Here is a 24,440-nt window from a genome sequence, read left to right as displayed (position 1 = left end):
TCTTAAAGTTCATGTTGTGATCTGTCGCCTAAAAGTTAAAGCGCTTAAACTTGAGAACCCCTTTTTAAAAGGGGTTTTTGGGTTTAGATAAGAAATTTCGACTTGAATTGAGGCGAGGAAAGCGAAGCTTTTATCGTTTTATTGCAGGCTTTGTTCCATAGGTCATCAAGCGCCAAACCTTTTCTAAAGGGCCCATGGAAAAAAACTTGAACCAAATGGTGCTAAAAATGATTTGAATCATATAAATCAGAACTGCGATGTAGAGAATATCTTTTGGTGAAACGACTTCGAGACCTATCATTGAAATGATTGCCGTCCCTATAATGCTTTGTGCTACATAATTTGTAAACGCCATTTGACCCACCCGTGATATGGGTTTCAGGAATTTCACCATTTGTTTATTTTCTAATAGTAGAAATAATGTTGTTAAGTAGAACAAAGTGGTTGGGAGAGATCCTAAGCCCGTAACTGAATCTACATTGCTGTTCCCATTTTGAGAAGCGTTCCAAATCCATAGTGAAAAACCAATGAACAACAGAAATGATACCATTTGAATCCATCTAATGGGTCTTGTTAATTCTTGTATGTGTGTCAGCCAACCTGACTTTGCGGTTAAAAAACCAGCTAAAAACATAATAAAGATTTGTATAGCGTCATTAGAAAAAATATCAAGAATAGATGAGATTGCCCCTTGAGAAGGCAGGAATATTTTTACCACTAAGGAAATGATGTAAATGGATGTCATACCCATAAGCCACTTTTTAAGTGTAGAAACCGTTGTGTGATAAAAAGGGATCAGAAACAATCCGATAATGGCATATGCGGGCAGAATGGTTCCCCAAAAGATAAATACATGAATGATTCCCAGCAGCAAAAGGATTAGTAAACGTCTAGCCATACGCCATCTGGGTTTATCTCCCCGGCTTTCGGCTCTTGAGGCGAAAATGTATAGACCTACACCAAATAGGAATGAAAAAATAGAAAAGAACTTTTTTTGTACGAAGATGATTATCAAGCTATGGATGATTCCATTAATACCACTATAGTCTGGTAAGGGATCTCCTTCCATAATAACTTTAAAGGCTCCAACATTTATAAGCAGAATGCCAAAAAGAGCAAGTCCGCGAATGATGTCGAGTGAAATGATTCTTTCTTTTTGCGAGATGGAGGGATTCATTAATAGTGCTCCTTTGAAAATATTTTTATTTGCCTAGGAGTCAGTATAAGTTGCGAACCTTACATTAAATTGATGCCAACATTACAGGATCCTTAAATTTGATAAAATGTTCCAACTCCAGTTGAATTAGAATCAGTTTTATGGTTAATATGAATACTAAATCATTTTGGGGTGTGAACTAGAAATGTCAGCATATACTCAACCGATCTTTGTGGCAGCGATCTTTTTTGTGGTTTTAGCATTTGCCTTTTTTATCCCATGGCTCATTTATACCTATAGAAAATATAATTACCTTCCCTTTTCTACCACGTTAATTTCGTTTTCGTTTATCTTTTACTTTCTAGCAGCGTTATTTTTAGTATTGTTGCCGTTGCCGGAAATACGTAACACTTGTTCGCTACAAAAACCGGACACACAACATTATTCACTTATGCCATTTCAATTTATAGTGGGCACCTTTGGGAATAGTGGCATCGTGTTATCACAGCCTGCAACTTATAGGCTATTATTTAGCCAACCCTCATTCTATCAAGCGTTTTTTAATTTCTTGCTATTATTACCTTTTGGTGTTTATCTGCGATACTTTTTTCAAGATAAGAAATATTGGAAGAAAGCTCTAGGCTTCACGTTCTTATTAACTTTATTTTATGAGATAACACAGGTAACCGGCATTTACGGGATTTATAATTGCCCTTATCGTATTTTTGATGTGGATGATTTATTGTTAAATACTACTGGCGGTGTACTGGGGTTCTTTATTGCTCCAGCTGTGTTGGCGTTATTCCCGTCAAAAAAGAAAATTAAGGAGAAAGCGGAAAGATTATTAGCGCTTGATGAAGTAAGAGGGATGTCTGTGTTACTGGCTGTTATCATTGATCTATTTATCAGCAACCTAGTAGTTAAAGTTGTGTTGAGTATGACCAACGTTAATATCGTTAGTGAATTTATTGCGAGCACCATTACACTTTCTGTAACCTTTTTTATTATTCCGATGATTTGGAATGGATCGACAATCGGTACGAAAATAATGCGTTATCGCTATGACAGTAAAATAAGTCGAGTGGAAACTAACAAGCGATTATTTAAACGCTTTGGTGCCCTTTACGCGATGTACTTCATAACAGTCATTGCGAAAACGTTGAATAATGTGGAAATATCAATGGATTCTCCATTTTATAAGGCATCTATATTCTTAACCCTAGGTGCTGGATTGACCTCTCTCATTTTAACGATCGTATTGTTCGTTCATGTTATATTAGTCGTGTTTGGCAAACAAAAACGCCGCTTTTACTTTGATGAAGCTTCTGATTTATATACAACCAGAAAAAAATGAATGCTATTCAATAGCAAAGGGATACTCCGTAGTCTTAAATGGCTACAGGGTATCTTTTTTTTGTAGATTTAAGCTTGTTGTAAGGTTGGCATGAATTTGCTGTAAGGTTCGGTGCCTATAGTATAAGTATCAGCAAATTATGAGGTGAAATGAATGGAACCATTATTAAAAGTAGAAAACGTAAAAAAAGTGTACGGGAAGTTAAGTGCTGCTTACACAGCGTTGGAAAACGTGTCTTTTGACATTCATGAAGGTGAGTTTGTAGGGATTATGGGACCTTCCGGAGCGGGAAAATCAACCTTGCTAAATTTGTTAGCAACCATAGATTCTCCAACAGAAGGAAAGATATATATGAAGAACAAGAGTATTCATGATCTGAAGGAAGCAGCTTTGTCAGACTTCCGGCGTGAACATCTCGGGTTCATCTTTCAAGATTACAATTTACTCGATTCCTTGACGGTAAAGGAGAACATATTGCTTCCCCTGGCGATTGCTAAAATTCCAGCGAAGAAAATTAATCACCTTGTGACTCAGATCTCTAAAGTATTTGGGATTGAAGATTTACTGGGGAAATATCCTTACCAAATCTCTGGGGGTCAAAAGCAAAGAACCGCTGCGGCTAGAGCGCTCGTGACAGAGCCAGCACTGATTTTGGCTGATGAACCAACAGGTGCACTTGACTCTAAATCAGCAACAGATTTATTGGAAAGCTTAAGTACTTTAAATGAAAATAACAATTCGACCATTATGATGGTGACCCATGATGCCTTTGCCGCAAGCTTCTGCCGCCGGATCATTTTCATCAAGGATGGTTCATTTTCAACAGAAATCTATCGTCGTGATCAGACATGCAAAGCCTTCTTCCAAGAGATCTTAGATGTTCATGCGGCCATTGGGGGTGAGGTAGATGACGTTATTTAGTCTAGCAAGAAAAAATATAGCCAGAAACTTCTCGCAATATTTTTTATACATCGCATCGATGGTGTTTAGTATCATCATTTACTTTACATTTGTGACCTTAAAATATAGTGATACGATAGCAGAACAGACGGCTTCATCCCAAAAACTGGGTTCCCTAATGAGTGGAGCGGCAGTCATTCTTATCTTTTTCGTGTTCATATTTATAGCTTATTCCAATTCATTTTTTATGAAAAGACGTAAAAAAGAAGTCGCACTGTATGCGTTGCTGGGGGTACGTAATCGTCAAATCGGTTTTATGCTCTTTTTTGAAAATTTATTATTAGGATTATTCTCTTTAATAGTAGGGATTGTATTTGGCTTCCTTTGTTCAAAAGGATTTATGACGATTTTGATTCATTTAATGGGTTATGACGTTGTAGCACCCTTTACTTTTTCAATGGCGGCAGCGATGAACACGGCTATCGTATTTCTGGTTATTTTCTTAGTGACATCGTTTCAAGGCTATCGCTTGATCTATCAATTTAAGCTGATTGATTTATTTCATGCTTCCAAAAAGGGAGAAGTGGCGCCTAAACCATCTATGATAGTAGCTGTTCTTGGAGTGTTACTTATTGTCTTGGGCTATTGGCTTGCAATGCAGGACCTTTTCACTTCTAAGGTATGGGCAAAAATCGGATTTCTCATGACCGTATTAATTATTTTAACAACGGTAATTGTGGGTACATTTTTATTGTTCCACAGTGTGACTGGCTTTCTGTTAGCAATGATTAAGAAAAATGAAAAGTGGCTGTGGAAGGGCCTTCATGTAATAACCATTTCGCAGCTGCTCTATCGTATCCGTGGGAATGCACGTACATTAACTGTGATTGCTGTGTTGAGTGCTACAACAGTAACTGCCGGTGGAGCGGTCTATAGCCTGTATTACAATACGAACGACTCGGCAAAAACGATTAATCCGAATACCTTTATGTATCAATTAACAGATGCAGAAATGGATAAACAAGTAAGTGCTGTACTGCCAGCTACAAAATACGATGAAAATATCGAAGCGCTATCCATTACATTTCATACGAAAGAATTAAACTCGCGATCCTCGTTCGATAGCTCTGATAAAAGAGGGTATACAGTTATCGATGAAATAACATACAACAACTTAGCAAATGTACAGCATAAAGAAAAATTAAATGTAAAGGATGGCTACGCGGTTATTTTAGATATCGGATATAACAAAAGGTTCTCACCTATGTATACAGGAAAAACTATAACAACAGGCAACGGCCATCCACTCACATTCCAAAGCTTTAAAACACAAACCGTATTAAATGCAGGTACAGCAGGTATAACAGTTGTAGTCTCGGATGAACAGTATAAAGTATTACGGAATGATGGAGAAGTGCTACGCTATCGTGTTCTTGGGGTAGAGGACGCCTCTGTGGATTTATCTGCAAAAATTGCAAACCAATTACCTGAAGAAGCGCTATTTTCAAGCAGGCCTCAAGATTACCAAACAAGCTTGGAAAGTGTGGGTTCTCTACTTTTTATAGGAAGTTTCCTTGGACTCGTATTTCTGGCTGCAACAGGCAGTATCATTTACTTTAAAGTTTTAACTGAGGCAGAAGAAGATAAAGCACAGTACAATATGCTGCATAAAATGGGTGTCAGTGCAAAAGAAATGCGGAAATCCATTGCGTCACAGGTATTCGTTATCTTTGTTGTACCGCTTATAGTAGGGTTATTGCATAGTGTAGTGGCTTTAAAAGCATTCTCTAGTCTACTGATGATAGATTTAGCAAAGCCAGTGTTGCTCTGGATGATTGCTTATACCATAATTTATGGGTTGTATTATTTCTTAACCGTAGCTTCATACAATCGTATTATCACACTAAATAATAGAACAGAAGGATGATTGAGATGAAAAAATTTCTAATTACTATGGGTATTTTGTTTGTTATTGGGGTTGTAGGTGTCTTTGCTCTAGCAAAGATTGATTTCAATCGCATGAATGCCGAAAATTATTATTTACAAATTACAGAGGATGGGGAACCCCATGAATATAAACTGAGTGATGGTACAGTGATGACTTCCTATTCCTATACACTAGAAGCTACAAATGCCAAAGGGAATACAATTCCACTGGAATTTAATGCACAAAAAAATCTTCGTAAAGGCGCCTACTTAAAAATGTATGTAAAAAAAGGTGATCAAGTCTCCTCATATGATGAAGTGAAGGTAGAGGATATTCCGCTAAAAGCAATAAAAAACTAATAAATTGAAGAAGGGCTGTCTCCAATAAAGGTAATGGAGCACAGCCCTTTTCTCTGCCTAATGAGTAAGTAAGGCATTTGTATTATAAAAGTATAGTAATGGTGGTTCCGGTATTCTCAATGCTCGTCATATCGAGTTTCCCCTCATGAGCCCAAATAATGTCTCTTGCGATGGCCATTCCTAAACCAGTACCATGCTTACTCGTTGTGTTTGTACCCCGATAGTAACGTTCGAAAATCTGTTCCAGATCTTTAGCTGGAATTCCATGACCATTATCAGAAATCGAAATTCGGGTATGAGATTCTGGACCTGTATCCACTCGAATCTTCACCACGACATTTTCATCGTTATGCACCAGCGCGTTGTAGATCAAGTTAAGGATCGCTCGTTTTAGTAACTTCTTATCTACTTTATGCATTGCTTTAGCCACATTCGCCTCAAACTCTATCTGCCGTTCACCAAAGGTCGGGTCATTTAAAAGTTCAATCGTCATTTCTCGTAGAAACTGAACGAGATTCACCTCTTCAAATTGCAGGGATAGCTGGTGATTACGCAAACGTGTCGTTAAATTGAGGTCATCTAACAGATCTTTCATATACATCGATTTACTCTTGATAATTGATGTGTATTCCTGTAATTCTTGGGCTGTTAGATCTGTGGCACTGTCGTTAATAAATTCTGCATAACCTTGAATAGAAGCAAGTGGTGTCTTCATGTCATGTGAAACATTGCTAATCCATTCCTCACGCATTTGATCGAGACGTTTACGTTCCTCTTCATGTCGATCGAGCTTTTCAGATAGTTCATTCATATTACGAAAAACATCTTCATAAACACCTTTGGGAGTAGGCATTTTCTTAAAACGTCGTTCCCTGAGCTGTTGAATACCCTCTATTAATGTATGAAGGGGTGCAGTTAACTTTTTCCCAAATAGAAATCCAATGAGGATTACAATAAGCACATCAACGATTAAAAAAATGAAAAGAAAAACATTAACATCTTTGAAAATTTTAGCGTAGTCATAGGTCATTACGTAGCGGCCTATTTTAGGATTATTAATCCCTAAAAAGTAACTGAAATGTTGGGCTTCGCTGACAAAAACCGTCGTGCGTGCATCTAATTCTTTATATTTATACATTTGTACAATTTCAATAGGAGAATACTCTGTTTTCAATTCTTCAGGGGTATAAAATGCTGCTGCTTGCTCCCCTTGGTCATTCAAGAATTGTACCCAGGCGCTCATTTCTTGTAGTTTTTTGAGACCTTCTTCATTCACAACAGGTTTGCCAGCCTGTAATTCTACGTATTGTGAAAAGGTTCGGCTAAAGGTTTCTGCAGATGCTTCTTCAGTGCCAAAGTTATTATTATTTACCTTTATAACGAATAAGGAAAGGAACAAAATCGCGTTTACAATACCAACGATCACAACAATAGTCATAACCGATCTTAAAAAGCGGAGTGTCAATTTCCATTTCAACTAGTCTCACTCCTTGGTATTTAATTTATAACCTAACCCTTTAACCGTCAAAATAAAGGAAGGATTTGAAGGGTCTGCCTCAATTTTTTCGCGTAAGCGCCGAATATGTACCATCACTGTATTATCGGAACCAAAAAAGTCCTCACCCCACGCCTGTCCAAACAAGGTTTCTTTGCTTAGAATCTGATTGGGATGATGCATAAAACAGCTCATTAAACCGACTTCTTTGGCGGTTAGCACGAGGACCTCGCCATTCTTTTTTAATTCTGTCTCATTGGCACTAAGCTCAAAGGGGCCAGCTTGTAAGCTTTTCGGAGCTTTTTTTTCTTCTGTAAAGCCAGCTCTTCTCAGTTGTGCCTTTACCCGATAAGCGACTTCTTTCGGACTGAATGGTTTAGTAATATAATCATCGCCACCTATCGCCAGTCCTAACAGCTTATTAATTTCCTCGTCTTTTGCAGACATAAATAAGATGGGTGCATTTGATGTTTCCCGAATTTTTCTGCATAAGTCATATCCTTCTCCATCTGGGAGCATAATATCTAGCAATATAAGCTCAGGATTATACTCCTGGAACTTGTCCCAACCCTCTGCAACGGTCCCGGCAGTTACAACGTCTGGAACACCTTCTTTATGTAAAACAGCCTTCATCAGACGCGCTAAATCATCTTCATCGTCTATGATTAATACCCATTTACGACTTGCCATTTATTTCCCTCCAAATCCGTCTTTATGTACATTATTACATTATAAAGAACTCTTTATTTCTTGCGCAAAAAAATCGCAAAAGAAAGGCTTGCATGAAGATGGATATTACTTAGACGAACATAGCAAAGCAATATTCGGTCATTTATTAAAATTCATTCTAGATATAGTCAAATCAGGTAAGGAGGAGAAATTGTCTGCACTGTATATGGCCCTTTGAAGAAGTTCGCTAAAATGATGGAAGAAGGTGAGTTACTGTATTCGCTTGAGCTCGAAGAAGAACTTGCAGACAGCTTTTGGAATGCCATTAGATGGCTTGATTGCAGCCCTGGGCGTTGATTACTTCCTGATGATGCGGTATAACGAGCTTGAAGGGGATGTTGGATCACCTGCGCCGCGTTGATTCCTTCGGGCGTAACGACACTTATACAGGTAGCATTCGTATTAATCATTGCACTATTATTACTAAGTGTAGCGGCCATGCCGGTGTTCTTGACTACATTAAAGCAGCTTGCTAGCAAATTAAATGGTTCAAGTACGGTGCTACATCACAGGATGTAGTTGACAAATTGAGTCATATTTAGACGGCAGTGAAATTTAAAAATACATGCGTATTACGTATGCTGAGAACAATAGAAAGAATCTTCGGGGACCTTTGTGGTCCCTTGTTTCACCATATCAGAAAGTATATAATTATCGACTATACCTTACAACTTTATTACGCTATAATCAACGTAAAGTCACCAGATGACCTAAGAGTAGGATGATTTTAATAGATTAATTAATATTAGCTTTGATATGCCGAAACGTATTTTGTTATTGAAATTGGTTGTTTATATTGTTTATGATATTAATAAAGGTGTTAATTAAATCTAGAGTAGGTAGATTATGAGTCTAAATGACAACGTATTAATTAAAATTCGTGATATGCGAGAGAGTTTTACACCAGTTGAACGATTGGTCGGAGATTACATTTTAGAAAATACGGAAGAGATCCCTCATTTGTCGATTAAGGAATTGGCTCAATCGAGTAAGACAAGCGATGCATCTGTCCTTCGTTTCTGTAAGACGATGGGTTACAGCGGATACCGCAATTTTATTGTGAGTATATCGGCATCTTTGGGTTCTCGTGATGAGGATTCAAAGGCTCAATATACAGATATTCAGCCAGGTGATGATCTCTCGACAATTATATCAAATATTTCATTGAATAATTGCAAGTCCATTGAGGATACGCTTAGTGTTATTGATCGAAAAGAAATTACAAGAGCTGTAGAATTACTATGTCATAGTAAGCGAATTGTTTTCTTTGGAATAGGTGCTTCGGGACTCGTTTGTATGGACGGGGAACAGAAGTTCTCGCGAATTAATAAGATGTGTCACGCCTATACAGATGGTCATAGTCAGCTCACGGCAGCAACTTTACTTGAGAAAGATGATGTTGCCATTTTCATTTCTAACTCTGGAGCAACTAGTGATATTATTGATGCACTGGAAATTGCCCAAAAGAATAGAGCGAAATGTATTGCGATTACGAAGTACAATAAAAGTGAGCTTGCGGAGCGGGCGGATATTGTACTGAGCATATCCACACCTGAAATAACAATCCGCAGTGGGGCTATGGGCTCACGTATTGCGATGCTTACGATCATCGACATATTATTTGCTGGTGTCGCAAGTGCAGAATATGAAGAAGTAAAAACCTACTTAACAAAAACGCATAATATATTAAAGAAAAAACTTAGAAATTAGGTTCTGATAGAATGAATGTGAAGGAAAGCATTGATCATGGATCAATGCTTTCCTTTTTTTTGTATTTCATTCGCTTATTCGTGTACTAAAATGTACTACTTATCAATCTATGTCAGATTATCTACATGATGAATACGTTGATCTAATGAATATAATAAGTAGTTTAATTCAATAATTAATAGCTTGGCACACAATAATGAGGAAGAAAATGAATGGAATCGAAGACGAAACATCATCCGGTTGAACGCGGATGATGTAACTTTATGTTTCGTTTGGAGCGATAATCAGCAAATAATGCATTTTTTAAAATCGCTTTAACCTTAGAGCCATAGCGATCAAAGCAATTGGTAAAAATTTAAATTGTATCTTGTAAGCGCTTTATAAATGTGGTATAACATAGTATGTAAGAAATGAAATAAAACATCAGAATTTAATTTCTTTATGAAATTATATTTCAAAATCTATTGACGAAGCGATGGTGTTGTATTAGTATAAGAGCATAATAATTGTAAGTTAATATAACACGTTTTGTTAACTAGGTGACAGATTGAGACTGGGAAGAAGGAGGATGGCTATGAATGACTACCTTGCGGGATTGACAACAGAGGCTGTGAATCCAGACACATTAATGATTGATGAATGTACTACGGAAGAAATGATCCAGTTAATGAATCAACAAGATGCACTGGTCCCCAGAGCTATAACTGAGGAGATTCCGCAGATTGCAAAGGCGGTAGATATTCTACATCATAGGTTGTCTAATGGTGGAAGAATGTTTTACATAGGAGCTGGCTCATCAGGAAGATTAGGTGTTCTGGATGCTTCCGAATGTCCTCCTACCTTTGGTACAGATCCTTCCTTGGTGCAGGGCTATATCGCTGGTGGTGATATTGCTTTGCGTACTGCGGTTGAAGGCTGTGAAGACGATATGGATGAAGGGATCGCATTAATCGAAAGCATTGGTGTAACAAACAAAGATGTACTAATTGGGATTTCGGCAAGCGGTAGTGCAAACTACGTTATTGCAGCTTTAGCGAAAGCAAAGGAACTTGGAGCAGCCACTATCGGTGTTTGTAACAACAGAGGCTCAAAGTTCGAACCCATTGTAGATGTTTGTATAACACCTGTTGTAGGACCTGAGGTCATTAGCGGTTCGACTCGATTAAAGGCAGGAACTGCTCAGAAGTTGGTGCTTAATATGCTGACAACATGCACAATGGTCAAGTTAGGAAAAACGTACAACAACTTGATGGTTGATCTGAAGGCTAGTAATTTTAAGCTCGTAGATCGCTCGATTCGTATCATCATGAACACGACTGGTGTAGATACATCAACCGCCGCAGAAACACTTGATAAAGCATCTATGAACTGTAAGCTGGCAATTATGATGATTAAATCGGGGTTAGATGCAAAAGAAGCAGAACAAGTACTTAACGCAAACGGAGGACGCTTGAAACAGGCAATCGCATCATTGGTTTAGGTGTGAAAAGTGGAATAACAGGATGGATGCTATTAATAATTGAGGGGGCTGTTTTCGATGAAAAAAAGATCACGTGGATTAACTCTGTTTTTGTCAGGAATCATGATGGTATCACTCTTATCGGCTTGCGGAGGAAACGGAAATAACGCTACAACTTCTACAGATTCCGGTAATACAGGAACTAGTAACGGTGGTTCTGAGCCTAAAAAGGATACGATTACAGCACTTTTACCTCCGATATCAGCGAACTATCAAACACGTTTTGCTGATATGGAAAAAGAATTTAATACACTACATCCTAACTTGACTTTGAAAATCGAACCAGCGAGCTGGGAAGATATGACGCAAAAACTTGATACTCAAGTAAATGCAGGTTCTCCTCCAGATATTGCTTTTATCGGTGCTTCAGGAATTTCGAAATATGCAGCACTTAATGTACTAATCGACCTTAACGGTGCCCTTTCTGATGAAGCCAAGGCCGATTATGACGAAGTTCCATTGAAATATTTCCAACTAGGTGACGCTCAATACGGCCTACCAGCATATATGGAAATCCACACTATCGGTGGTAACAAACAATTCCTTGAAGAAGCCGGAATTGATTGGAAAAGCATTCAACAAAACGGTTGGACTTATGAAGAGTTCCGTAATGCAATTTCTAAAGGCGTAGTGAAAAATGATAAAGGTGAAACTACTCGTTATGGTTTCGTGTTCGCAACATCTGGTGTAGCATCTAAAGACTATCTAGCTATTCTTGCTAAAACTGCAGGTTTACCAGATTACTTCGATAAAGATCTTAAATATACGTATACAAGCAAAAACTTCTTGGGTCTACTTACATCTATTCGCGAAATGATCAACGATGGTTCTATGCCTAAAGAGCTAAGCTCTATCGATGCTGGCAAACGGTGGAACATGTTCCTAACGGGCCAAACGATGATCACAGGTAAAGGTTTATCTGCATTTGAAAACTCTGCTCGTCTAAACAATGAGAAGATTAAAGCGAACGATGGTTCAGCTGTTGCAGATTCTATTGAAGTTGATTATATTTCACTTCCAGTCCCAACATTCAACGGTGCCGATTATGTCCCTACTTCAATCGTTGATGGTTATATCGCACTTCGTGGTAAAAAAGCTCCATCTGAAGAGCACATCAAAAATATTGCCCTAGCAACGAATTTCTTGTCTTCTGGTTCAATTGCTGCTAACTACAGTAATGAGCTGTTCTTATCACCAATTACTGAATCTGCACGTAATGCAGAAGTACTTGAAAAATTCCCTCGTAACGAAGATAACGTTGCTGCAGGTAAAGCTATGATGGCAAAAGCGCTTCCGGCTCGTACAGATATTCCTACTGATCTGGCTGCTGAAGCATTAAAAATTGAAACAGAAGTTATTATTCCTAAACTACAAGCCTTACTTGCAAATGAGATTGCTCCACAAGAAATGTATGATGCAGTTAAAGCGGCTGCAATTAAATCTTTCGGTAAAGATGGTATTGTAGTTGACTAGTCTGTCGTAGGCTGACATGTGAAAGCTGTGCGTAGCTAGAACGTACAGCTTTCCTTCTAAATTAGCTAGAGCTTGTACTGTTTTTAGAAGAGAGGTGCGACCCAATGAATCAAACGTTGACTAAAAGAAAAAAATTGAAGCTCGAAAGTGACTCAGGTTGGGGATACGCGTTTATCGCAGTAGCACTTATTGCGTTTTCTTTATTTACCGCATATCCAGTCATCAATGCTTTTATTATCAGCTTACAAAAATATGGTCCATTAGGATCCACTTTTGTCGGCATGGATAACTTCGTTAACTCGTTTTCAGATGAACTTTTCTGGAAAGCACTGAAAAACACGTTAGTATATACGCTATTAACTGTTCCGTTTAATATTCTTCTATCATTTTTAATTTCAATTTTGATTATTCCTTTCAAGAAAAAAACACAAACGATCTTTAAAGCACTATATTACTTGCCAGCCGTAGCATCTGGTGTAGCGCTTTCTGTTGTGTGGCTGTGGATCTTCGATCCGTTAAAATCAGGTATTGCTAATAAGCTCGTGAGTTTTTTAGGTATTGAAAATCAAAACTGGCTTGGTTCCAGTGCAACTGCAATGTTCTCACTTGTGTTAATGTCATGGTTATCAAGTCATGGTACAGCAATTATTATTTATATAGCCGCATTACTCGCTATTGATAACAGCTATTATGAAGCAGCTGAAATTGATGGCGCGTCTTTCCTGCAAAAGCTTTGGTTTATCGTTGTCCCTTTCCTTAAGCCAACAACGCTATTCCTACTTGTTACGGGTGTTATCGGTTCCTTCCAAGTATTCCAAAACGCTTATCTTATGACAGGCGGTGGACCAGACCATGCAACAACAATGGTAGGTTTGTTAATCTTTAACAATGCGTTCACATATTTTGAGTTTGGTGAGGCAGCGGCACAATCATTAGTTCTAGCAGCGATTATCGGATTTATCTCATTCCTTCAATTCAAGTTTATAGGTAAAGATGTAGAATACTAGGAAAAGGAGCAGAATACTATGGGTTTGTACAACAATAGCTTAAGAAGCAAAGGGTATCTGTTTATACGTAATGGTGCAAACATTACGTTCCTTATCCTATTCGCCGCAGCTACCATATTCCCGATATACTTTATGGTCATTTCCTCGTTCGGTGATCCGGTAGAAGCTGGTGCAATGAGCTATTCTATCCTACCAAAGAAGATTTCATTTGAATCTTATAAATTCTTTTTTAACTTTAGCCCACATACATGGGACTGGTTATTGAACTCTTTTATAGTAGCAGCGTGTATCACGGTATCTAACGTATTTTTTGCTACTCTTGCTGGATATGCTTTTGCAAAAATGAAATTTAAAGGGAAAAACATTTTGTTCGCTATTTTGCTGGGATCTATGATGATTCCTGTTCAAGTTACTCAGGTTCCACTATATATTTTGATCGTAAATATTTTTGAATTACAAAATACGTACACTGCGTTGATTATGCCGAGCATAGTAACGGTATACAATATCTTCTTGGTTAAGCAGTTCATGTCCTCCATTCCAGGTGAAATTATTGAATCTGCTAAAATCGAAGGTTGTTCCCAGCCTAAAATCTTCTGGTATATCATTATGCCTCTATCTAAAACAATTATGGCAGTACTAGCAATCCTAACGTTCATGGCGGCATGGAATGACTTTTTCTGGCCGTTCCTAGTAACGAATACGATGGATATGCAAACCATTCAGGTCGGCTTGAAAAACTTTCGCTTTGCGAATACAACTTACTTTGCACCGATGATGGCGGGGGCAACCATTTCAGCAGTTCCAATGTTTATTTTGTTCTTCAGTTTACAAAAATACTTCCTTGAAGGGGTAACAGTTGGAGCGGTGAAAGGTTAATGGACAAACAATCAAAAGTGGATGCAACATACTTAGTTGGCTTGATGTCAGGTACATCAGTAGATGGTATTGATGCAGCAGTAGTTAAGCTTTTCCCTTCAGCCGAAAAAGAGCATGGAGTAGAGATTGAATTACTGGCTTTTGAAAACACACCTTTTGAGGTGCAAGTTAGAAACTCCATATTTGAGCTTTTTGATCCCGCTAGCGCTACGATTGATAAGGTTGGCGCAATGAATATGTGGCTTGGCGAATTATACGCCCAAGCCACATTATCCGTTATAGGGAAATGCGGCCTTTCGCCTTCGCAAATATTCGCAGTAGGATCGCATGGTCAAACAATCTATCATGCTCCGGAAGAGAATGTTATGGGCGGCTATAATCTGCATTGTACCGTTCAGATTGGGGATGGTGCAGTTATCGCCAATCGCACAGGGATTCCTTGCGTATCAGACTTTCGAGTTGCTGACATGGCAATGGGTGGACAAGGAGCTCCGTTAGTACCATTTACCGAATACTTATTGTTTAATAATCCAGAGAAAACACTTCTGATGCAAAATATTGGCGGAATAGGCAATGTGACTGTTTTGCCTGTAAATGCCTCACCGGATGAGGTATTTGCTTTTGATACGGGTCCTGGAAATATGATTATCGATGGCCTTGTATCGCAATTATTTATACCAATGACAATGGATGTTAATGGCGAAATTGGTGCGGGCGGTCAAGTGATTGATGAGCTATTGAAATGGATGCAGCAGGATAAATATTATACGATGCCGTTACCAAAATCGACAGGCAGAGAACGGTTTGGCCAACAATACGTGGCACAAATTATTGAAATGATGAAGGTTAATCACTGGAAAGCAGAAGATGTTGTTACAACAGCTACGTACTTAACTGCCTGGAGCATCGTCGATAGCTATGAAAGGTATATTGCACCGCAGCACCAGGCTGAGCAATTGTTAATTGGCGGCGGTGGAAGCTATAACAAGACGCTTTTGCGTGATTTGCAGCACTTATTTGCACCGCATAACGTGCAGGTGCTGACGCAGGAGGATATCGGTGGTAATAGTGATGCTAAGGAAGCAATTGCTTTTGCTCTGCTAGCGTATTACACGATGGAGCGCTTACCAAACAATATCCCGCTAGTAACTGGAGCTTCACAGCCAGTAGTAATGGGCAAAATTTCCTGGCCCTATATTGGACGTTCACAGGAGGCTTAAATGATGCAAATCAGATCCTTTTCAATTGAAGATCACTCTGCAGTTGTAGAGCTTTGGAATCGTGAGGCTACAAAATATGATTATAAGCCATTTACAGAGCGAGAGTTTCAAGATACATTCATCGACCATCCTTATTTTGACGCTGACTGTATATGGGTAGGCTGTGACGAAAAAGGGATTGTTGGTTTTGCAGCTGGCTGCTGCGGTGACGATCTCCCTCTTGGAGATGTGGCCGGTTATATTACGAGTGTTATTATAGATACCCATGTGGCTTCTCTGGAGCTTTACGATGCTTTTCTATTGCGTTTAGAAAAAAGATTCCAAGAACTTGGGAAAAGACAAGCGGATGTATTGTTTTTCAACCCTGTTAAGCTGAAGTGGAGTATACCAAGTGCACCTCAGCATGAGCATAATAATGCCCCGGGCATCAGTAAGGACCAGCCATTATATGAAGCTTTAATGGCTAGAGGCTACGAAGATCGAGCGACGCAATGCGGCATGTATTTAAAACTCGGAAGCTTTATAGTTCCCGAAGATATTTTAGATAAGGAAACCAATGCAAATAGCAAGGACTATTACATTACGTCCTATGTCCCTGATTTACATACAGGGCTTGAAGCAACGCTTGCTGCCCTGCAAAATCCGCAGTGGAAGAAGGATATTGTTACTTATGTGAAGGTTGGCGCACCACTTGTAGTAGCTGTGTACGGCAACGAGGTTGTGGGCTTTGCAGGTCCAATTATTTCGCAGCCTGATGGAAGAGCATTTTTTTGCGGTATCGGAGTGCACCCAGAGCATGAGGGTCATGGTCTTGGCAGTGTATTATTTTTCCGAATGGTTGAAGCTTTTCAAAATGTGGGCTGTCAATATATGTCTCTATTCACTGGAAATAATAATCCGGCTCTTCGAATCTATCAAAAAGCGGGCTTTACTATTGAAAAACAATTTTCTATATTGCGGAGGGAACTTTAAAGATGAGCGAAAAATTCACAGTATTAGCAATTGGAGCGCATGTTGGTGATGTGGAGCTAGCTTCTGGTGGTGTGCTCGCTAGTCATAGTTTAAAGGGAGATCGCATTGTGACACTAGCGTTAACTGCGGGTGAACGAGGGGTCCCGGCAGGACAGGATATGAAGGAATATCGTCAGCAAAAAGTGAAAGAGGCACAGGTTTTTGCGGATATGCTAGGCGGTGAAGCCATTGTATTCGATGGTTATTGTGACGGAGAGTTGCCTGACAATCAGGAAGTTCGTATGGAGGTTTGTGATGTAATTCGTCGCGTGAAGCCTAACATTATTATTACACACTGGAAAAACAGTATGCATAAGGACCATGCGCTAACGCATCATATCGTAAATGATGCCCGTTTCTTCGCAAGTCTATCATCCTTTGAACGAGCGCTCCCCGCGCACTTTGCAGCAAGATTATATTACTCCGAAAACTGGGAGGATGCGGTTGATTATGTCCCTTACGTATATGTGGATTTTGATCAAGCGGCATTTGATCTATGGATAGATGCTTTAAGCAAGCATTGGTTTGTGACGAATAGCAAATCTTTCAAATACATGGATTACTATAAAGCACTAGCAGTTGTTCGCGGCTGTGAAGCAAGAAAGACATATGCAGAAGCATTTATGGTGCCTGCTGAAACGGTGAAGGTTAGGCAGTCTAGTCTTTGGTAACTATTCAACTAGCTAAGAGGGAGTGTTTCTATGTATAGCAGGAAACATTCCCTTGTTCTATCCATTTATGCGAAAAAGCAGCTAGGAGGCAGCTTCATATGGTGTTAAATGGGATTGATTCTATAACGAATTATCGTTATTTGTTCGAAGGTAAGCGCGTAGGATTGATTACAGCGCCGACAGGTCTTACGAAGGATTTTGCATCAACGATTACTATTTTACATGAAAATTTTAATCTTGCTGCGATGTTTTCACCTGAGCATGGCGTTCGCGGAGATTTGGATGCAGGGGCAGTAGTAGACACTTACATGGATCCTTTTACGAATGTTCCAGTCTATAGCTTGTACCGTAAAGACTCCAAGCGTTTAACAAAAGAAATGCTGAATGAAGTAGACATCATTGTATACGATATTCAAGATGTTGGTGTACGCTATTACACATTTATTTATACGATGCTGTATGCACTTGAAGATTGTGCAAATGCAGGTGTGGAATTTGTTGTTCTTGATCGTGTTAATCCGCTTAACGGGGTAACGGTAGAAGGGAATGTCTTGAAGCCCGGCTTCAAATCATTTGTTGGAAATTACGAGCTAGCCGTGCGATACGGCTTAACAGCAGGTGAGGTAGCAACGATGGCAAATGATCAAATGAATTGGAATGCATCGCTGCATGTCGTTCGTTTGGAAGGCTGGGAACGGAGTATGTCCTTCCCGGATACAGGATTAACTTGGGTTCATCCTTCACTTGGAATACCACGATATGAAACGGCGTTATTATATACAGGAACATGTTTATTTGAAGGCACAAACTGCTCCGAAGGACGTGGAACAACGTTCCCTTTTGAAATGATTGGTGCTCCGTTCATTCAAGCGCAGCAATTGGCAGATGAGATGAATGCAAAAGGTATCCCGGGTGTGCTTTTTCGTCCAGTTCATTTCAAGCCAACGTCATCTAAACATTGTGGCGAGCTATGCGGCGGGGTACAAATTTACATTACAGATCTCCAAGTGCTGAGGCCTTTAGAAGTTGGGGTAATCTTATTATTTACGATAAGAGATTTGTACGAGCAATTTTCATTCCTGCCTCCTGTGAAGGAGGGCTCTCGTCCATTTATCGATTTGCTGGGGGGAGACAACATGTATCGTACGGACAATATGCAAGCCAAGCAGCTGCTTGAACAGTTTGCAGCGGAAAGCAAGCAATTTGCAGAAATAACACAGCAGTATCATTTATATCGCTAGAGGAAGGTGAATAATTGATGAGAACAATAGAACATATGAGCCTGCGCGAAAAGATTGGACAAATGTTCGTAACAGGCTTCCCTTCAACCGAGATCACTCCTGAGCTGAAGGAAGTTATTGAGCATTATAAAGTCGGCAATATTATTTTATTCTCACATAATATCGACAATAAATATCAATTAGGCGAGCTTGTTACTGAGCTGCAGCAATGGTACACGACACATACTGGTATCCCGGGCTTTATTACGATCGACCAAGAAGGCGGTCGAGTCACTCGTATGCCTAAAGACGCGACCAATGTTGCTGGAGCCATGGCAATTGCTTCTTCAGGACGACCTGAAAATGCGTATGCAGCAGGCAGAATGACTGCCAGAGAATTGAAAGCATTAGGTATTAATTTTAATCTAGCTCCAGTTATGGACGTTAACAATAATGCATTGAATCCAGTCATAAATGTTCGTTCCTATGGTGATTCTGTTGCAACAGTATCCCAGTATGGAATTCAAATGATGAAGGGATTGCTCGATGGAGGCGTCATGTCCTCACTTAAGCATTTTCCAGGTCATGGTGATACAAATGTCGATTCACATATTGGCTTGCCTACCATTGAAAAAACACTTGAGGAATTAGAGCAGCTTGAGCTGCTGCCGTTTAAGGCCGCAATTGAGCAAGGCGCTCAAGCGATTATGAGTGCACATATTTTATTTCCGAAAATTGAAAAATCCGGTGTGCCCGGAACTATGTCTCATACCATTATTACAGAGATATTAAAAGGAAAATTAGGATATAAAGGGTTAGTTGTATCGGATTGTTTAGAAATGGACGCGATCAAACGATACTATGGTACGGCAAAAGGAGCGTTAGGAGCTGTTAAAGCAGGTATTGATTTGGTATTCATTAGTCATACTCCTGAGACAGTGAAGGAAGCGATTCATTTGATCGAAGAAGCTGTAGCCACCGGTGATTTGGATGAAGCGCTGATTGATGCAGCTGTTACAAAAATTATAGCTTATAAAGCACAATATGCGACGATTGAGGAGCTGGATTATGAACTAGTTGGCTGCGATGTACATCGCCGAGCAAATGAGCTAATGCGTACGGAAACGATCTGCCTCATGAAAGGAGAGCTCCAGCCCATTCATACCGGTGACGAGCAAGTGTTATTTATGGGTTCCTATTCATACCGCACCGATCTTGCGTCCAGCAGCTTGAATCAAGCTCTTAGCTTTCCGCAATATATGGGGGAGCATTTTAATACAGCTTATGAGATTATCGACATTGACCCGAGCGAGGAGCAAATCAACGCTGCGCTGCCAAAGGTACAAGGCTACAAGCATATTGTTATCGGCTTGTTCAATGCGCGTGAAAACAAAGGTCAGCTTGCGCTTGTTCAGAAGCTGCTGGCAGCAGGCTGCAAAGTAACGGCCATTACATTAGGTCGCCCGTATGATTTACCGTTAATCGAAGGCGAGTTCTGCGGAATTGCGGCATTTGAGTATACACTTGATGCATTCAAATCACTCCTTCCAATCCTAAATGGTGAGGTTGTACCCACCGCCAAGATTACGATACAGATGTAGATAAAAAGTACAACAAGGGGACATAGGTATGGCATTTATCGTTGGAATTGATGGGGGTGGCACGAAAACAGCTGTCACCATTACGCATGACCAGGATGACTCTTTATTCACCTTTACTGTAGGGCCTATTAATTATAACGGTGGTGATGCTGACTCTATTGCCGCCTCCTTTGAGGAAATTTTTAGTCAAACGAAGCTCTACTGCGGTAATTTACAAGAAGTTGCTCATATATGTATAGGTGCGGCAGGAATAAGTAATCCGCTGGTCATCAATTTTTTGGAGCAGCATGTGAGAAATAACGGTTATATCGGGCCATTAACGATTACAGGCGATCAAGAAACCGCATTATACGGGGCACAAAATGCGATGCAAGGCATCATTCTCATTGCCGGTACAGGATCGATTTGCTTCGGGGTGAATGAAAAAGGAGAGCAGCATCGCACAGGAGGCTTTGGTCATTTGATTGATGACGAGGGAAGCGGTTATAGCATTGGGCGCGATCTATTATCCGCATTAGTTCAAGTGGAGGACGGAAGAATAACCGATACGGTCATCCCAGCGATGGTATATGAGCGGCTTGGCTTAAGTACTGTGAAAGAGATTATTGGCTTTGTTTATGATAAAAATACGACGAAAAAAGATATTGCGCAGCTCGCACCGATTATGACGACCGCATGCGAGAAGGGCGATGCACATGCACTAGCGTTAGCGGAGAAATGTGCAGCCAATCTATATGAGCTTGTTGTGCCTGTTATTGAACGGCTTAAGCTATATGAAAGTCCGATTGCGATTGCAGGAAGTGTGCTGCAAAAGTCTCGCTTTGTGAAAGAAGCCTTGGAGCGAAAGCTCGCACAGAGCTACCCGCAAACAAAGCTGATTTTGCCGATTAAGGATGCAGCCTACGGTGCTGTCCTGTTAGGAAGATCAAAAATGAACAACGACTAGTTTTTGTTGCTATGGAAAAATAAGGGTGTGTCATAAGTCCGAGCAGTTGGACTTGCGACACACCCTTATTTTAAAATGGTAGGAATCAAAAATGGCTTAAAATTTATCGGTCAAATAAAACACGGCTTGTTGTTTCGGAAATAGAGCTTGAAGGATGTTAGCGTCCTCCGTACTGTCCTTTGCTGCGCCTGCTTCATTATAGCCGAACATGATATAAGTCATTAGCTCGCGTTCATCTACTTCTATTGAAGTATAGGGATTGGTATGATTACTAGCATCCGAAACAGAAAGCTGCTTTTGCTTATAATCCAAGTAGATACAGTCCTCATTGCTGCGAAGTGCAATATGCAGCTCCTGGCCTGCAATTATGTTGCTACGGTTTAGGCGATCTTCTAATTCAGGCTGAAGCTTATGGAAAGTTGAACTGAGATTGATCATTTTCCACATCGCCATATTGATTTGAATTGAATTTGCATGATGCTGTTGGTAATAGGAATATAGCTTATGGTCCTCTGGGAGCATCGCTAATATTTGCTTTGCATTTTGGCGCAGCTGACATAAGGCATGAAACAAAGCTTCAACACCGTTTTCGGCTTCGTTCAAATACAATAATTCATTAATAAATACTTGTTCAGTATCTTTCTTTTCAATGATGCCATAAGCGACGATTTTTCCATTTCTGCGAAGGAGCAAGCAGTCAACTTTCTTCCATTCCGGCCAGGTCAATAAATCATTCCAATACGTTTTACTTCGGATCACGGTGTAGGTACGATTCTTATTAAATTGTTCATAGATGAAACGGATATCATCGAGATAACAGGCTTCAAAAGGAATGATTTCATCACTGCTTTGCTGCTGCTCCAAACTTGCTGGTTTTTCAATTGCGAAAGCAGTCTCGGGAATAAGTCTCCAGCCAGCTTTTTCATAAAACGCATGCTTACTAGCCAAAAGCAAGCTTATATCATAATCGGTTTCTTTCATATAGTTGGTCTGCGCATGAAGAATTTTGTGTGCAAGCCCCAGCCCGCGGTAATTTAGATCTGTACCGACACTCCCCATTGCACCCGTTTTCAAGATCGCTTGACCGACTCTAATATGAAACGGAAAAATTTGTACATTAGATGCAATCTTATCGTCAACCATCGCAAACCATGTTGTATCTGGATCATATGTGGTGTCTAGGTCTAATCTTTCTTGGAAAAAAGCTCGGCCTACGGAAAAGCATTCATCTAAAATATCGTAAATCTTTTCAAGCTGCTCTCTAGTTGGATGGTTCATTACGATGATGTTTGGTGTCGTCGTCATCTTTCATTTCCTCCTGCGCCGTAATGTTGGGATAAATTTAATAAATGAAAAAAAACGGTTTTCTTTGAAATTTAATTTCTTACCTTATAGTTTAATGTTGAAAAAAAATTTCGTCAATAATGGAACGTGGGGAATCATAGAAGTGATACAAAATTTAGATTGCTCAATATAGTCTAAATGAGTATTAGGAAAATAGCGACTTCGGCTGAGCAATTACAAGCACAAAGTGCACAAATGAAGGGGCAGCTTAAAAAGAAGAATGATAAACCGTTCAAGAACTTTTTGCAAAAAATCGGAAATATTTTCATACTGATGATTCCTGCATTTGTTGGAGCGGGTATAATTGCGGGGAAGTATGATTTCGCAAATTGAGCTAGACTTAAATGAATTGCCAGAATCAGAGAAAAAAGTAGCGGAGTACATTCTTGCAAATGCTAAAGAAGTGCTGCATATGACCATGCATGAGTTAATGGAACAAACCTGAGCAAGTACTATATTAAGCATGGACGGACTTATTTATACTCTGACGCAGTAATCCGCACCATTGCAGATAAGAGGCGAGTCCTTTACCAACACAGAATTTCAAACAGATGTAATTGCCATAATTGAGTTGTCAGATGAGTAGCTTTGCGCAGCAAAAAAACTGGATAAATGTTAATTTCACCCCTATAGTCACTAAAATCGATTATAATAAAATTTATGTTCAAGTCGATCACCTATCCTAAGTTAATAGGATCATCATACGCAAAAAGGCATAGCGCTCAATTGCCTATGCTATAAGGGTTATAGAGTTTTCAAATACACACTTATGTATAAGAGGAGGCGAATGATATGACGATAATGCCTGTTATAGTAATGATCTTTGTATTTGTACCTGCCATTGTACTCATGGTATGCATGCCTTATTTAACAAAAGAGACGATTAGTTTTGGGGTCACCGTCAGCCCTGTACAATTCCATAGTGAGCCTCTGCGCCAGATGCGGAAGTCATATGCTAGGATTAGTGCTACCGTGCATACCATCCTATTCATGGTTTGTATCCTCTGTCTAATATACGGTGATGAACATTCCAAGCAACAAAGTTGGATCATTGTCACTTATTCACTCGCCATGGTCGGAATCTCCCTAGTCATAAACATTAGCTATCATTTCAAAATGAAAAGTTTACTACCTATGCTGCCTATTGCTCTGGAACCATCGATCATGGCAGTGGACACTGGATTTCGGAAAAGAAACATTGGCTTGTCTAATAATTGGTTCCTCATTCATGTTTTAATTACTGTTGTTAGTATTGTAACTGTGCTGCGCAACTACGATCTGATTCCTGATCAGATTCCGATCCATTACAACAGCAGTTGGAACGTAGACCGCTATGCAGCTAAATCTTTTAGTTCTGTGTTTATGCCTACGATCATGCAAGTGTTCATAACACTTTTGTTCATATTTGAGAATTGGAGTATTCGCAGAGTAAAGCAGCAGGTTCAACCCAATGATACTAACCGTTCCATCAGACAAGACGCAGCTTACCGCCGTACTTGGTCATATTTTATGCTTACAGCAAGCTTCTTAATAGTTATCCTGTTTTCCGTCGTGCAACTAAACATGATATCTCTGCTTAACATGAGTTTCGCTATCCCTATTATCCTAATCATAATAGCCCTTGTCATCCTATACGCCTTGGCCTTAACGTTCTGGGCTGGTCAGGGCGAAAGCCGCTTGGAGCGATCTGCCGATAGCTCCAATGTCAGACCTGTCCATGACGATGATAAATGGCGATTAGGTATGATTTATTTCAATCGCAAAGATCCAAACCTAATCGTCAAGAAAAGGCTCGGAGTCGGCTGGGGATTAAATTTCGGTCACCCAGTAAGCTGGCTGTTTTGGCTCGGAATTATTGTACTGTTAGTTGTGGTGCGGTAACAAGGCTTGGAGGTTAATACTCACCGGAGTATAGGCGA

Annotated in this window: 22 protein-coding genes and 1 pseudogene; 19 read left to right on the top strand and 4 right to left on the bottom strand. The window is 39.7% G+C overall.

Annotation, left to right across the window (positions count from 1 at the left end):
- Nucleotides 1–130: 130 nt before the first annotated feature.
- Entirely contained in the window at nt 131–1,177 is a 1,047-nt protein-coding gene (locus tag MHH50_RS19330; protein WP_076182853.1) for a DUF418 domain-containing protein, read from the bottom strand.
- Nucleotides 1,178–1,361: 184 nt separating this feature from the next.
- On the opposite strand from MHH50_RS19330, the gene MHH50_RS19325 reads away from it, so the two are divergent.
- The 4 genes from MHH50_RS19325 to MHH50_RS19310 all read left to right on the top strand — a co-directional run bounded on the left by MHH50_RS19325 (nt 1,362) and on the right by MHH50_RS19310 (nt 5,696).
- Nucleotides 1,362–2,510, top strand: coding sequence for a VanZ family protein (locus MHH50_RS19325; protein ID WP_076307684.1), 1,149 nt, complete (start codon nt 1,362–1,364; stop codon nt 2,508–2,510).
- Between the two features lie 153 nt (nt 2,511–2,663).
- On the top strand, nt 2,664–3,431 hold the full coding sequence (locus MHH50_RS19320; RefSeq protein WP_076307685.1) for an ABC transporter ATP-binding protein: 768 nt from the start codon (nt 2,664–2,666) through the stop codon (nt 3,429–3,431).
- Complete coding sequence (locus tag MHH50_RS19315; protein ID WP_076307686.1) at nt 3,418–5,337, top strand: ABC transporter permease; 1,920 nt, start codon at nt 3,418–3,420, stop codon at nt 5,335–5,337. The genes MHH50_RS19320 and MHH50_RS19315 overlap by 14 nt, the downstream gene beginning before the upstream one ends.
- Before the next feature lie 5 nt (nt 5,338–5,342).
- Nucleotides 5,343–5,696 (top strand): YxeA family protein, encoded by a 354-nt coding sequence (locus tag MHH50_RS19310; protein ID WP_036688737.1) that lies wholly within the window; start codon nt 5,343–5,345, stop codon nt 5,694–5,696.
- A gap of 82 nt (nt 5,697–5,778) precedes the next feature.
- Here the strand turns inward: MHH50_RS19310 and MHH50_RS19305 are convergent, their stop codons facing one another.
- Entirely contained in the window at nt 5,779–7,173 is a 1,395-nt protein-coding gene (locus MHH50_RS19305) for a HAMP domain-containing sensor histidine kinase (protein WP_076307687.1), read from the bottom strand.
- A gap of 6 nt (nt 7,174–7,179) precedes the next feature.
- The gene (locus MHH50_RS19300) at nt 7,180–7,881 is read right to left on the bottom strand and encodes a response regulator transcription factor (protein ID WP_076127196.1); all 702 of its coding nucleotides are present in this window, start codon (nt 7,879–7,881) and stop codon (nt 7,180–7,182) included.
- A 313-nt stretch (nt 7,882–8,194) separates the two neighbouring features.
- Between MHH50_RS19300 and MHH50_RS19295 the strand changes: the two are divergent.
- The 12 genes and pseudogenes from MHH50_RS19295 to MHH50_RS19240 all read left to right on the top strand — a co-directional run.
- A pseudogene (locus tag MHH50_RS19295) lies at nt 8,195–8,439 on the top strand (hypothetical protein); the annotation flags it as partial.
- 327 nt (nt 8,440–8,766) lie between these two features.
- Nucleotides 8,767–9,630 (top strand): MurR/RpiR family transcriptional regulator, encoded by an 864-nt coding sequence (locus MHH50_RS19290; RefSeq protein WP_042129113.1) that lies wholly within the window; start codon nt 8,767–8,769, stop codon nt 9,628–9,630.
- A 574-nt stretch (nt 9,631–10,204) separates the two neighbouring features.
- Nucleotides 10,205–11,110 (top strand): N-acetylmuramic acid 6-phosphate etherase, encoded by a 906-nt coding sequence (gene murQ, locus MHH50_RS19285; protein ID WP_076217895.1) that lies wholly within the window; start codon nt 10,205–10,207, stop codon nt 11,108–11,110.
- Nucleotides 11,111–11,167: 57 nt separating this feature from the next.
- Nucleotides 11,168–12,622: an extracellular solute-binding protein gene (locus tag MHH50_RS19280; protein ID WP_076190768.1), complete on the top strand. Its 1,455-nt coding sequence runs from the start codon at nt 11,168–11,170 to the stop codon at nt 12,620–12,622.
- 104 nt (nt 12,623–12,726) lie between these two features.
- On the top strand, nt 12,727–13,629 hold the full coding sequence (locus tag MHH50_RS19275; RefSeq protein WP_060622964.1) for a sugar ABC transporter permease: 903 nt from the start codon (nt 12,727–12,729) through the stop codon (nt 13,627–13,629).
- Nucleotides 13,630–13,647: 18 nt separating this feature from the next.
- Nucleotides 13,648–14,508, top strand: coding sequence for a carbohydrate ABC transporter permease (locus MHH50_RS19270; protein WP_076127188.1), 861 nt, complete (start codon nt 13,648–13,650; stop codon nt 14,506–14,508).
- Nucleotides 14,508–15,728: an anhydro-N-acetylmuramic acid kinase gene (locus tag MHH50_RS19265; RefSeq protein ID WP_076307688.1), complete on the top strand. Its 1,221-nt coding sequence runs from the start codon at nt 14,508–14,510 to the stop codon at nt 15,726–15,728. The genes MHH50_RS19270 and MHH50_RS19265 overlap by 1 nt, the downstream gene beginning before the upstream one ends.
- Nucleotides 15,729–16,700: a GNAT family N-acetyltransferase gene (locus MHH50_RS19260; RefSeq protein WP_256716012.1), complete on the top strand. Its 972-nt coding sequence runs from the start codon at nt 15,729–15,731 to the stop codon at nt 16,698–16,700.
- A 2-nt stretch (nt 16,701–16,702) separates the two neighbouring features.
- Nucleotides 16,703–17,410, top strand: a complete 708-nt coding sequence (locus MHH50_RS19255; RefSeq protein WP_076307689.1) for a PIG-L family deacetylase — start codon at nt 16,703–16,705, stop codon at nt 17,408–17,410.
- Between the two features lie 98 nt (nt 17,411–17,508).
- Complete coding sequence (locus MHH50_RS19250) at nt 17,509–18,651, top strand: DUF1343 domain-containing protein (RefSeq protein ID WP_076307690.1); 1,143 nt, start codon at nt 17,509–17,511, stop codon at nt 18,649–18,651.
- A 17-nt stretch (nt 18,652–18,668) separates the two neighbouring features.
- Complete coding sequence (locus MHH50_RS19245) at nt 18,669–20,231, top strand: glycoside hydrolase family 3 protein (RefSeq protein ID WP_339187609.1); 1,563 nt, start codon at nt 18,669–18,671, stop codon at nt 20,229–20,231.
- 28 nt (nt 20,232–20,259) lie between these two features.
- Complete coding sequence (locus MHH50_RS19240; protein WP_076307692.1) at nt 20,260–21,177, top strand: BadF/BadG/BcrA/BcrD ATPase family protein; 918 nt, start codon at nt 20,260–20,262, stop codon at nt 21,175–21,177.
- 96 nt (nt 21,178–21,273) lie between these two features.
- On the opposite strand, the gene MHH50_RS19235 is transcribed toward MHH50_RS19240, so the two are convergent.
- Nucleotides 21,274–22,482 carry a GNAT family N-acetyltransferase gene (locus tag MHH50_RS19235; RefSeq protein ID WP_076307693.1) on the bottom strand — a complete coding sequence of 403 codons (1,209 nt, stop codon included), beginning with the start codon at nt 22,480–22,482 and terminating at the stop codon, nt 21,274–21,276.
- A 177-nt stretch (nt 22,483–22,659) separates the two neighbouring features.
- Between MHH50_RS19235 and MHH50_RS19230 the strand changes: the two genes are divergently transcribed.
- From MHH50_RS19230 to MHH50_RS19220, 3 genes are all read left to right on the top strand, one after another.
- A complete protein-coding gene (locus tag MHH50_RS19230; RefSeq protein ID WP_076307694.1) occupies nt 22,660–22,854 on the top strand; it encodes a hypothetical protein in 195 nt (64 codons plus the stop codon).
- A gap of 16 nt (nt 22,855–22,870) precedes the next feature.
- A complete protein-coding gene (locus tag MHH50_RS19225) occupies nt 22,871–22,966 on the top strand; it encodes a hypothetical protein (protein WP_340033288.1) in 96 nt (31 codons plus the stop codon).
- Nucleotides 22,967–23,313: 347 nt separating this feature from the next.
- Nucleotides 23,314–24,402 (top strand): DUF1648 domain-containing protein, encoded by a 1,089-nt coding sequence (locus MHH50_RS19220; protein ID WP_076307695.1) that lies wholly within the window; start codon nt 23,314–23,316, stop codon nt 24,400–24,402.
- Nucleotides 24,403–24,440: the final 38 nt, after the last annotated feature.

This window comes from Paenibacillus sp. FSL H3-0302, assembly GCF_037982245.1.
GTDB lineage: Bacteria > Bacillota > Bacilli > Paenibacillales > Paenibacillaceae > Paenibacillus_AQ > Paenibacillus_AQ odorifer.
This window is presented reverse-complemented; position numbering and strand designations above follow the sequence as displayed.

Coding starts and splice junctions, on each gene's coding strand:
- MHH50_RS19330 (WP_076182853.1), bottom strand. CDS start 1,177: ATGAATCCCTCCATCTCGCAAAAAGAAAGAATCATTTCACTCGACATC.
- MHH50_RS19325 (WP_076307684.1), top strand. CDS start 1,362: ATGTCAGCATATACTCAACCGATCTTTGTGGCAGCGATCTTTTTTGTG.
- MHH50_RS19320 (WP_076307685.1), top strand. CDS start 2,664: ATGGAACCATTATTAAAAGTAGAAAACGTAAAAAAAGTGTACGGGAAG.
- MHH50_RS19315 (WP_076307686.1), top strand. CDS start 3,418: ATGACGTTATTTAGTCTAGCAAGAAAAAATATAGCCAGAAACTTCTCG.
- MHH50_RS19310 (WP_036688737.1), top strand. CDS start 5,343: ATGAAAAAATTTCTAATTACTATGGGTATTTTGTTTGTTATTGGGGTT.
- MHH50_RS19300 (WP_076127196.1), bottom strand. CDS start 7,881: ATGGCAAGTCGTAAATGGGTATTAATCATAGACGATGAAGATGATTTA.
- MHH50_RS19290 (WP_042129113.1), top strand. CDS start 8,767: ATGAGTCTAAATGACAACGTATTAATTAAAATTCGTGATATGCGAGAG.
- murQ (WP_076217895.1), top strand. CDS start 10,205: ATGAATGACTACCTTGCGGGATTGACAACAGAGGCTGTGAATCCAGAC.
- MHH50_RS19280 (WP_076190768.1), top strand. CDS start 11,168: ATGAAAAAAAGATCACGTGGATTAACTCTGTTTTTGTCAGGAATCATG.
- MHH50_RS19275 (WP_060622964.1), top strand. CDS start 12,727: ATGAATCAAACGTTGACTAAAAGAAAAAAATTGAAGCTCGAAAGTGAC.
- MHH50_RS19270 (WP_076127188.1), top strand. CDS start 13,648: ATGGGTTTGTACAACAATAGCTTAAGAAGCAAAGGGTATCTGTTTATA.
- MHH50_RS19265 (WP_076307688.1), top strand. CDS start 14,508: ATGGACAAACAATCAAAAGTGGATGCAACATACTTAGTTGGCTTGATG.
- MHH50_RS19260 (WP_256716012.1), top strand. CDS start 15,729: ATGATGCAAATCAGATCCTTTTCAATTGAAGATCACTCTGCAGTTGTA.
- MHH50_RS19255 (WP_076307689.1), top strand. CDS start 16,703: ATGAGCGAAAAATTCACAGTATTAGCAATTGGAGCGCATGTTGGTGAT.
- MHH50_RS19250 (WP_076307690.1), top strand. CDS start 17,509: ATGGTGTTAAATGGGATTGATTCTATAACGAATTATCGTTATTTGTTC.
- MHH50_RS19245 (WP_339187609.1), top strand. CDS start 18,669: ATGAGAACAATAGAACATATGAGCCTGCGCGAAAAGATTGGACAAATG.
- MHH50_RS19240 (WP_076307692.1), top strand. CDS start 20,260: ATGGCATTTATCGTTGGAATTGATGGGGGTGGCACGAAAACAGCTGTC.
- MHH50_RS19235 (WP_076307693.1), bottom strand. CDS start 22,482: ATGACGACGACACCAAACATCATCGTAATGAACCATCCAACTAGAGAG.
- MHH50_RS19230 (WP_076307694.1), top strand. CDS start 22,660: ATGAGTATTAGGAAAATAGCGACTTCGGCTGAGCAATTACAAGCACAA.
- MHH50_RS19220 (WP_076307695.1), top strand. CDS start 23,314: ATGACGATAATGCCTGTTATAGTAATGATCTTTGTATTTGTACCTGCC.